This is a genomic window from Streptomyces inhibens, assembly GCF_003389455.1.
GTDB classification, from domain to species: Bacteria; Actinomycetota; Actinomycetes; order Streptomycetales; family Streptomycetaceae; genus Streptomyces; species Streptomyces inhibens.
In genome coordinates this window covers 1-9,725 of sequence record NZ_QUAC01000068.1, presented here as the reverse complement: position 1 = coordinate 9,725, position 9,725 = coordinate 1, and the positions used below count along the sequence as shown (strand labels likewise).

The following is a 9,725-nucleotide window of genomic DNA, read 5'->3' as shown; positions in this document are numbered from 1 at the left end:
TTCTCATGAACATCGAACACGAGGCACCGCCGACGCCTCCCAAACTCGTGTACAGGTGCTGTCGGTTCTCGTGAACAAAGCCACAACGGCCCTCTCGCGCAACGAAAACACCCTGCGCTGCGTTCGGTGAAGCAGCGGGCGCCGTCGTCTTCACAGCCGCGGTCGACCTGTTCGGACACCGGATGGCCACAGCGGGCGAGGCGCTGCTGCAGCTCGGCCTCGACGTACACCTCTTGCTACCGGTGCCGCTTGAACAGGCAGCCGTCCGCCGCGCGCCAGAGGGCGCCGCAGTCGCCGTCGGCAACGGTGCAGTGCAGTGCGTGCGGTGCGGTGCGGTGCGGTGCCTGACGAACTCCCACGTGGTCACCGCCGGGCCTCCCTCCATAGCCACCGCCCGCCTCCACGCAGCCGGCGACTTCACGCAGAGACCACGCCCGCTTCCGGGTGCTCAGGAAGACACCTCGTGCCCTTAAGCCGTCACCTCGACCGACTGCTCTCCGCGTCATCGGGGACGATGCGGTGTCACCGATCGCCTCACCCGGGAGCCTGTGTGCCGTCCAGGAGCGCAGACATCGACTTCACATTCACACGCGAGGTCACGGTCCGGGCGACCGTCGATGCCCTGGCGGCCGCAGGGTGGTCCCTCAAGGAGCCTTTGGGCATCTCGTACGTGGTGAACGACAACGACATGTTCGACTGGCAGTCCACCACCAGCGACCGCGCGCAAGAGGTCCTGACGCTCCTGGACGCGCCTGAGAACGCGGACTACCACGTCGCCGTCTGCGTCCACCACGTGCGAGCGGACACCGGCGGTCAGCTCCTCTTCGTCCCGCGTTGCACAGCCTGCAGTTTCAGTCCGACCATCAACCGGCGGAGCCTGCCCGGCTCACCTGCCTTCACCGACGTGGGGTGGTACCTCCACACGCTGGTGCCGCCCCTACTGGCCGTTGGACTGGAGGGCTACGAAGCGTGGGACATCGGCTTTTGAAGCGCGGCTCAGCCGGCGGCGGCAGGTGAGCAGACCCCGTCTCTTCATCGACGTGGCATCGATGTGGCATTGGCGTGGCAGGCAGTGGTGGAGCTGGCCGGGCATGTGGTTGAACAGGTACTCAGGGCAGGGCCTGGGCGTGCCGGTCTTCGCCTCTCGCGTCGGCGCCGACAGTGGGCTTCGGCGCCGGGTGAGTGGGTGAGGTGGCGAAGGCCACAGGTTTCCGGCGTGGTTGGGCCGGTGGTTCTTCACGAACCGCCGCCCGACGTACGTGCGTTGCCTGCGGCTCGGGTGATCGGGCTGCTCCGCGTGTGCTGCCGGCTTCGCGGCGACGGCGTGCACCACGCCATGCGCCGAACCCGCCCGCCCGCACAACCTCGCCATCGCCGGGTGGCCGCCGACGGACCGGCACGTCGGTGTGTTCCGACACTGCCCGGCAGGGTCACGCTACGTTGTTGCCGTACGTTCCGCTGCTTCGGGCAATCCGCGACACTCGAACACGCGACTCTGCCGGTCTCACCTCGTGCTCAGCCGCCTTGGCCGGCGGCCGCCCGCAACGGGCATCCGGTGCCGACACGTGCATCGAGTTCGGCCCGCAGGGCGGCGAGTTCGGCCATGCGCGCGTCGATGACCTGGATCTTGTCCTCGAACAGTGCAGACAGTGCTTGCGCGGTGTCCGGCGCGTCGCGCAGTTCCTCGCCGTGCCGTGCGATCTCCGCCAGGGAGAATCCGAGCGTCTGCGCGGTACGGACGTAGTGCAGCCAGGCCACTGTCTCGGGCGGGAAGTCGCGATAGCCGTTGGGCAGCCGTCGGCCGGTGACGAGGCCGACCTTCTCGTAGAACCGAAGGGTGTCCTTGGTCATGCCTGCTTGCGCGGCCAGTTCCCCGATCAGCATGACCCTCCGTCGGATGATGGGCTTGACCTTGGAGCGTACTCCACTGTTTAGCGTGAGCCGTCGCTGCCGTGAGACCAGCAGGAGCTCATCGTGATCCGTCTTTTCGCCCCTTCCCGCCCCGCCTGGCTTCGCGTCGTACGCGCAAGTGCCTGGTACGACCTCGTCGTCACGGCGGGATTCGCGACGCCGTGGACATACGCCCTGCTGCACGGCGCGCTGTCATCGTTGGGTGGCGCGCTCGGGCTGGGCGTCCTGCCCGACCGTGACCCGGTGCAGACCCTGTACGCGAATCTGTTGGGTTCGGTCGTGGTTGTCTGGGCCCTCCTGCGCATCGTCAAGCCGCTGCCGGTGCACGCACTGTTCGACGGCATCGCGCGCACGCTGTTCGCGACGTGGCAGGCGTACGCGGTGGCTCACGGCGCCACGCGGCTGCTGTGGCTGTTCTTCGTCGTCGAGGTGGCGTTCGGTGTCGTCCAGCTTGTGCTGTGGTGGCGCAACCGGCGCACCAACCCGGTGGACGGCCTCGCCGACCCGGCCGATGGACACCCGCTCAGCGCAGTAAGTCGGTGAGGCCCGGGGTGGGTCAGGTGCGCCGGCAGCGGGGCGTACGCCGGTGCCGAAGCGGTCGACGGGTGCGCGGGCACCGCAGCGCAGGACGTGCCCAATCACTGGCGCGGTGCAGGGCAGGCTTCGGCCGGCGATGCCGGTCGGCGTCGGATCCGGCGGCAGCCTCGCCTATCTCCGCCTCCGCCTCATCTCCGCCCCATCTCCGTCTCTGCCTCCGCGCCAGCGCTCGTGCCCCAGAGGAATCCCACGCACACGCGCTGGTCGCGGCTGCAGCAGTGAACGCCGCAGCCGAGATCGGAGACGACGTCCCGTCCTCGGCCCTTGAGAAAATCGGTGACAGCCGCGCGCAGTGGCGTCGAACAGCCACACACGCTCGCAGAAGCTGACGCACGCAAGCTCAGCGGGAGCCTGGAGCGGGACGACGGCCATGAGCGTCACAAGGGCAAACCTCCGTTGACCTGCGGCCTTTCCCCACGCTGTCCATTGACATGGGCCGGGACGCGCTCTCCAGCCCCTTCCCACCGTGTGCGTCTGCCGTGGGCGATGTGGCATTGGATGACGCCGAGCAGAGCGTCAGCAGGTGCTGTGAGAAGGTGCTGCATGTCCAACTCCTTGCGGTTCTTCTTCGAACCCGGCGTCCCGCACACCCCGCTGTGGCCACACGACATCGACAGCCCCTACGGCTACCCCTGCGATCTGGACCGCTTGCCGATCAGCTCGGCCACCCGGACCGAACTGGCGAGGCTGTGCAAGTGGTTTCAGTCCTCCATCGACTGGAAGAACCCACCGGGTCCGTCTCCGTGGCCCTATGAACAACAGGAGCTGTTCAGCCGGCAGGCGGACGCCGCACTGGAAACGCTGCGCCATGAGTTGGGCGGCGACTGGAAAATCCTGGATCAACGCCTACCGTGGTGACGCCGATGCCGCAGTGGGCCGGGCCATCGAAGACGACCCGGCCCACTACAACTGTTGAAACCAGCTCAGATCCTGTCCGGTCAGAGACTGTTCCGAGGCGACCGATCCGGTAGGAGGGTTGGCTTGGAGCACGTTTTCGGTTCCGTCACGCCTGGCGTATCGCCGCTGCCGTCCTTGGCCCCGTGGCACTGGCAGCCACCGCTCTCTGCCTGCCGCCGCAGCCGGCCACCTCGGCCGCCACGCTTTGGCCCCGCACCACCAGGTCCGCTCCACGGTGGTCCTCGGCCCGATCCAGTACGACAGCCCCGGACGCGACGACCGCTCCCACCGGAGCCTGAAGGCCGAGTGGGTCACCGTGAAGAACACCGGCCGCTGGCCGGTGACCATCAAGGGCCGGCCCCTGTCCGACACATCTGCCCGGCCACAGCCGGGTTCGCGTCCACACCGGCATCGGCCGCAACAACCGCTGGGACCTCTACCAGGACCGCCGCGCCTACGCCTGGGACAACGACGGCGACACCGCCTCCCTGTGCAACGACCACCGCCGCTCATCGCCGCTTCGTCGACTCCGAAAGCCGGGGACGACACGGCCACTGGAGCCACGGTCACTGACCGTCCCTAACCCGGTGGGTGGGACTTGGTCACTTCACTCCCACCCGCCACCCATGGTGCGCAAAGGCCTTCGCCTGCGGCGGGCCAGCGCCGCATTCAAGAGGCCGCCGTGTGTCTGAGGGTGCCGGCGTCCGTGTCGGCTACACCTGCTCGTACTCGACGTCGGTGTCCGTGCAGCTGGCGGCAAGTTGGCGAAGGGTGTCGCGTTCGCGTTCGCGTTCGCGGCGGTCGGCGGTCGGCGGTCGGCGGTCGGCGGTCAGGGACCAACGCCGTTTGGTGCCGCCGCAGTCGGAGAGGTAGATGCAGCGGACGTCGATGGCCGGTGGCATCCACTCGGCCGGACCCTGGTCCGTTTTACGCCGGTTGGTCTTGTGACGGCGAGCAGGGAGCGTTCGACGCCGAGGTCGTTTGCGTCGGCTTGGCGACGGGCGACGGGCGACGGGCGCCGGGCGACGGCGACGGCGACGGGCGCCGGTCGGCTGCGAAGCGCCCGATCCCAGGCTTCGGCGAGCGGGACCATGTGGTCGCTATCGAGGCCGGAGGGGCCGTCGACGGTCTGATCGTCGCAGTAGGACAGCCAGGGTCGGCCGCTCAGCTTGCACCCAGGGCCGACGCGGGGTGATGCGGGGTGACGGCTTCGCCAGGAGGACCTCGTTGCGAGTGCTGCAGCCGTCCTTGTCCTCGTCGACCCAGTGCTTGAACGTGGTGCGTTCGTAGTCGTCGTGGGACTCGGAGGCCTGTGGGAGGGCTTCGATGGCGTCGTGGCGGCTGAGAGTGTCTGGGCGGCGTGCGCGGGGGTGGTGGTGAGGGGCAGCAGGGCGAGGGCCGCGGCGGCGAACGCGCGGGCGGTCGTCTTGATCACGGTGTGCTGACGACACTCGAGTTGGTGGCTTGCTTGGCCGGCTGGAGACAGCGGGCCCGCGGCAGTCCGGCGAGCCCCATCGCCCTGGCCGGGCAGCGTGGGGCGGCCGTAGGAGGCTGCGGGATCAGCCTGCTGGCAGGGATCCTCAGGTGACTGATGCTGCAGGATCAGCTTGCCGGCAGGGATCCTCAGTCGACTGATGAAGAGGCAGCCCTCAAGGAGCGCGCCGACTCGTGCACGAGAGCGCGTTCGGTGGGTGTATCGGATCCGACAGCCTCGTCCAGGCCGGCCTGGACACGCTGCTTGCCGGGATCGAGAGCGAGTCCCCGCGGTGCTGGCCGGACTCGGGTGCAACGAAGAGTCCGGGCGCTGGACCTGTTCGAGCGGCTCCTTGATGAGCTGAGCCGGCTTCGAGGTGCCCGCCGGTCCTCAGGCCACATGTTGGGGCCACGTCGGGCTGTGCATGGCGGCTGCTGCCGCCGGTCTTCGGTGCCGGATGGAGACGGCACATCGTCGCTTCACACTGGTCGCGGTGCGACTGGCACGGGTGCCAGTCGCACCGCCTGCTGCTGGATCGGCTGGATCGGTTGGGAGCGAGCGGGACGCTGCACTGGTCGCGAGGCGCGAGCGACCCGATCACCATCCGGGCAAAGTGGATGGGCCCGCGCACCTGGTAGGCGCGCCAGGTCCCGATCCGCGTAGGCAGCGGCGGGTCAGTGGCCCCTGGCGCCGGTGGCATCACCGAGGTGTACGGGCTGCCGCAGTGGTTTCCGGCGTGAGCGGGGCGGCGCGCGCCGTGCCGGTTCCAGGCTTCGGCGCCGGGCGCTGCTCACGGTGATGGTGTCTGCTCAAGGTGAGGGTGTCTGGTTGCTGTCGATGAGGGTCTGGATGCTGTCGAGGATGCGGTCGAGGCCGAATTCCAGGGGGTCGACGGCGTCGGGGGCGAAGGCGCCTGCGGTGATGGCGCGGGTCAGGGCGGGGAAGCGGTCGGCGTGGCGGTTGATCAGTTCGCCGGTGAGGTGGTTCCACTGCCTGTTGTGCTCCTCGTCGAAGTCGATTTGTTGCTGGACGAGGGTGCGTACGAGGCCGGCGACGAGAATGAAGATTCGGTGCTGCTGGACTGCTGTCAGGCCGGTTGGCTCCAGTGCGGCCAGTGCCGCGTCGAGCCAGCCGAGCTGGTTGGGGCCCATGAGTTGGCGGCGCATCGCGGTGGCTGCCAGCAGCCAGGGGTGGGCCTGGTGGGTCTTGGCGGACTGGTGGGCCCATTCGGTGATCTGTGGGCGCCAGCCGCTTCCTGCCGCTGACAGGTCGGGGATCGGGGCGAGGGTGGACTCGACCATCAGCTCGACCAGTTCGGTCTTGCCGGGCACGTAGCGGTACAGGGCCATCGCTGAGAGGCCGAATTCGGCGGCGACCTTGCTCATGGAGACGGCGTCCAGGCCCTCGGCGTCGGCGATGGCCACAGCTCTCTCGGCGATGCGGTGGGGGGTCAGGCTCGGCTTGGGGCCGCGGGTCGGCTGGTCCTGCTCGCCCCACAACAGGGCGATGCCTGCGCGCAGGTTACGAGCCTTCTCCGTCGCCATGCGGCCTCCGTCTTGGTGGAGTTGGCGGGTCGGTTGACGCCACCTCCAACTGTATATACCTTAAACACAACTGCTGACGACATAAACAGTTTAGGGGGAACACCTATGCTCGGCACCATCATCACCCTGTCCGCCACCGCCCTGGCCACGCCCATCGCCGGCCTGCTGGGCCACCGCCACCTCAAGCGCACCGCGAACGCCAAATACCTGCGCATCACCACCCCGAACGGCATCGACGAATCCGGCTTCGTCCGCATCGGCGGCATCGACCAATGGGTCTCGGTCCGCGGCGAGGACCGCCGCAACCCGGTGATCCTGGAGATCCTGGGAGGCCCCGGCGCCTCCAACCTCATCTTCCTCTCCCGCACTCGGGCCTGGGAGCGGCACTTCACCATCGTGCGCTGGGACATGCGCGGAGCCGCCAACACCTTCGCCGCCACCGGCCCCACCGGACAGGGCGAGATGAGCCTCGACCGGCTCTACCACGACGCGGTAGAAGTCACCGAACACGTCCGCACCCGGCTCAGCGTCGCAAAGGTGCTGCTGGTCGCCAACTCCTTCGGCACCGTCCTCGGCCTGCGCCTGGCCCGAAACCACCCCGACCTGTACTCCGCCTACGTCGGCACCGACCAGAACATCATCGACGGCGGACGCGAACACTCCGCCTACCGCTCACTGGTGGCCCGACTCCAAAAGACAGGCAAGAAGAAGGCCCTGGCCGCCGTCACCGCCATGAGCGCCGACAAGTCAACGTGGAACGTGGAGCAGCTGTCGAAATACAACAAGCTCGTCCTCACCACCGACCCACTGTCCTACGACACCATGAAAACCGTGGTGATCCGCTCCCTGTGGTTCTCGCCCCTGCACACCCTGCGCGGCCTGCGCAGCTACCTGAAGGCCATGACCTTTTCCGAGCCGCTCGCGCTCGAAGCCGTGGCCATCGACGAATGGGCCGAGGGCACCACGTTCGACATCCCCTTCTTCATCTTCCAGGGCGACGCAGACGTCCTCACACCGCCCCAGCCGGCCAAGCGACTCTTCGACGACGTGACCGCCCCGGTCAAGCGCTTCGCACTCATCCGAGGCGCCAGCCACTTCGCGTCCTTCCGCCACCCCGACCAGTTCCTCACCCTGATGCTCACCAAGGTCCACCCGGCGGTCACCGGCAAACCGGCCACCAACTGAAAAGCCACCGCTTCCCAGCCCCTCCCGCCCCGCCACCGCCCAGGTCACGCAACAGACGCAGCCGACGCACACGCAGCAGAAGCAGCCGACGACGACCCGGTGACGGACCAGAAGGCACCCGCGGCCCTCGCCGAGCACGACAGCCGCCGCATCGTGCTCCACAACCCGCCCGAACACCGCCCTGGAGCACTGCCACACAGCCGACCCACCCAGCCCAGGACAACACCACCACCACTCAAGCGATCGGCGACCTGATGCACTGACCGGCACGCTCCAGCTGAAAGGCCGGCGGCCGTCAGCACGTCGATCGGCGCGCTCTTCACCACCACACCGGGCACTGGGCATGCGACGCCCCAAGCCGACCCGGCAACGGACCCGCACGGCCAACTGCTCACGCGTGAACGGCCAACGCCGAATAGACGCCACCCTTCCCAGAAGGCACGCCGCCGGCCCCGCACATCCCTGACAACGGCACGCCGCAGCTCACCTCAGGGAGCTCCAGCCTTCAGTGACGCACCGGGGTCAAACACAGCGTGGTCTGTCCAAGGCGGCCGCCGCGCTCGGTGTACTCGTCGAATTCCGGCGGGCACGCACCTCGACGAGTCGCATTGATCATGACCTTGTAGTCGGCTTTGGCATCGCTACAACCGATGGTGAAAAGAACCGGGTCCGCGTGCGTACCGCGGTTCTCCAGGCAATCCCCCACAACGGCATCGCGCGCGACTTTCGCCGAAGGCTTGCCGTCGTCGGTGACGACAGTCAGCACCCAAAACCCGGCCCCGACAACGAACACAGCGCCAAGAGCGATCAGCGGCCGCAGCCACGGACGCCGCACAGGCCCCGTCGGCGTGAACATCGGCCGACCCGGCTGCTGTACCGGCGACGGGCCGTAGGCCGGCGGCTGGCCGTAGGGGAGCGGACCACCAGCAGGCGGGCCGTAGGCGGCAGGGCCACCCTGGCCGGCAGGCGCCCCATACGGCGCCGGACCAGGCTGGCCATAGGGCGTGGGGCCATGGGGCGTGGGGCCATGAGGCGGCGGTGAATACGCGGACATACAGATCCCCCTGTTGCGACGCGGCTGTCTGACGCCGGCTCGAGTTCGATCACCACCCTATGAGGCCCCCCAAACCCACCGCACAGCGCCCACACCCCCGCCATCAGACAACAAGGAGAAGACGCACAGCCGGATCACCAAGCGGCGGACTGCCTGCGACATCAATGGTGTGGTGACAGGAAGCCGTATCCCCAGCGTCAGATTTCTCGTACCTCCCACAGGGGGCGAGCGTCGGCGGGGTGTCGGGGGAGCGGCGAGCTGTGAGGGTTCGCGATGAGCGCGGTGAGCCGCTCGGGGTCGATGAACCGGCGGATCGCGAACGAGGTGACGTCCGCCTTCTCGCGCGGCAGGTTGGCAGTGCCGAAGGTTTCGGCACTCCGGCCTGACTGGCCTTTCCGCGCTGGAGCGCTGACAGCGTGAAGCCTGGGGACGCGACAGTGGCCTTCGCGGTCGATGTATTGCGCGAGGGCGGTTACGCCCCGCTGGAAGGCCGTTGACGTCTTGCCGCTAGGACTGTTGCGAAAGTGGATCTTGGTTGTGAATGATCACGTTCTGTGGGGCATGGGGATCTGACGAACGGCCAGTGGGCCCGGCTTGGGCCTTTGCTGCCGTAGGGCATCAAGCCGGGTCGTCCGCCGGTGTGGACGCGGCGGCAGTTGATAGACGGCATACGGTGGCGGACCCGGACGGGTGCCCCGTGGCGCGAGGTGCCGGAGCGTTACGGGCTGTGGGACCGGGCCCATGGCCTGTTCCGGCGCTGGCAGCGGGACGGCACCTGGGTACGGATCGTCACCCAGCTCCAGTCCGAGGCGGACGAGATGGGCCTGATCACCTGGGACGTGAACGTCGACTCCACGGTCTGCCGGGCCCACCAGCACGCCGCCGGGGCGGCGAAAAGGGGGATCTCCGGAAGGAACCGCCCGGCGGGGTCTCCGTCGAGCCGGCCGACCACGGGCTCGGTCGGTCCCGGGGCGGGCTGGCCACGAAGATCCACTTGGCGGTCGAGCAGGGGCAGAAGCCGCTGTCGGTGGTGATCACAGCCGGTCAGCGGGGTGATTCCCCG

At 68.3% G+C, this 9,725-nt stretch carries 10 protein-coding genes; 5 read left to right on the top strand and 5 right to left on the bottom strand.

Translation table 11 applies throughout. The features are described from left to right. Positions 1-236: 236 nt before the first annotated feature. Positions 237-359, bottom strand: a complete 123-nt coding sequence (locus DY245_RS47500; RefSeq protein WP_280524957.1) for a hypothetical protein — start codon at positions 357-359, stop codon at positions 237-239. Between the two features lie 191 nt (positions 360-550). On the opposite strand from DY245_RS47500, the gene DY245_RS09325 reads away from it, so the two are divergent. Next, entirely contained in the window at positions 551-988 is a 438-nt protein-coding gene (locus DY245_RS09325) for a hypothetical protein (protein WP_128505475.1), read from the top strand. Positions 989-1,515: 527 nt separating this feature from the next. Here DY245_RS09325 and DY245_RS09320 read toward each other — a convergent pair. After that, a complete protein-coding gene (locus DY245_RS09320) occupies positions 1,516-1,884 on the bottom strand; it encodes a MerR family transcriptional regulator (RefSeq protein ID WP_128505472.1) in 369 nt (122 codons plus the stop codon). 90 nt (positions 1,885-1,974) lie between these two features. On the opposite strand from DY245_RS09320, the gene DY245_RS09315 reads away from it, so the two are divergent. Next, positions 1,975-2,454 carry a hypothetical protein gene (locus DY245_RS09315; protein WP_181923594.1) on the top strand — a complete coding sequence of 160 codons (480 nt, stop codon included), beginning with the start codon at positions 1,975-1,977 and terminating at the stop codon, positions 2,452-2,454. 597 nt (positions 2,455-3,051) lie between these two features. Next, on the top strand, positions 3,052-3,366 hold the full coding sequence (locus DY245_RS09310) for a hypothetical protein (RefSeq protein ID WP_128505470.1): 315 nt from the start codon (positions 3,052-3,054) through the stop codon (positions 3,364-3,366). Between the two features lie 752 nt (positions 3,367-4,118). Here DY245_RS09310 and DY245_RS46050 read toward each other — a convergent pair. Together DY245_RS46050 and DY245_RS09295 are read right to left on the bottom strand one after the other, a co-directional pair. After that, on the bottom strand, positions 4,119-4,307 hold the full coding sequence (locus DY245_RS46050; protein WP_244942938.1) for a hypothetical protein: 189 nt from the start codon (positions 4,305-4,307) through the stop codon (positions 4,119-4,121). A 1,381-nt stretch (positions 4,308-5,688) separates the two neighbouring features. After that, complete coding sequence (locus DY245_RS09295; RefSeq protein ID WP_128505467.1) at positions 5,689-6,423, bottom strand: TetR/AcrR family transcriptional regulator; 735 nt, start codon at positions 6,421-6,423, stop codon at positions 5,689-5,691. A 105-nt stretch (positions 6,424-6,528) separates the two neighbouring features. Between DY245_RS09295 and DY245_RS09290 the strand changes: the two genes are divergently transcribed. After that, positions 6,529-7,608 carry an alpha/beta fold hydrolase gene (locus DY245_RS09290; protein WP_128505465.1) on the top strand — a complete coding sequence of 360 codons (1,080 nt, stop codon included), beginning with the start codon at positions 6,529-6,531 and terminating at the stop codon, positions 7,606-7,608. A gap of 505 nt (positions 7,609-8,113) precedes the next feature. Here the strand turns inward: DY245_RS09290 and DY245_RS09285 are convergent. Beyond that, positions 8,114-8,464, bottom strand: a complete 351-nt coding sequence (locus tag DY245_RS09285) for an LppU/SCO3897 family protein (protein WP_128505463.1) — start codon at positions 8,462-8,464, stop codon at positions 8,114-8,116. An 836-nt stretch (positions 8,465-9,300) separates the two neighbouring features. Between DY245_RS09285 and DY245_RS09280 the strand changes: the two genes are divergently transcribed. Next, positions 9,301-9,696 (top strand): transposase, encoded by a 396-nt coding sequence (locus DY245_RS09280; RefSeq protein ID WP_244942937.1) that lies wholly within the window; start codon positions 9,301-9,303, stop codon positions 9,694-9,696. The last annotated feature ends 29 nt before the right edge of the window (positions 9,697-9,725 follow it).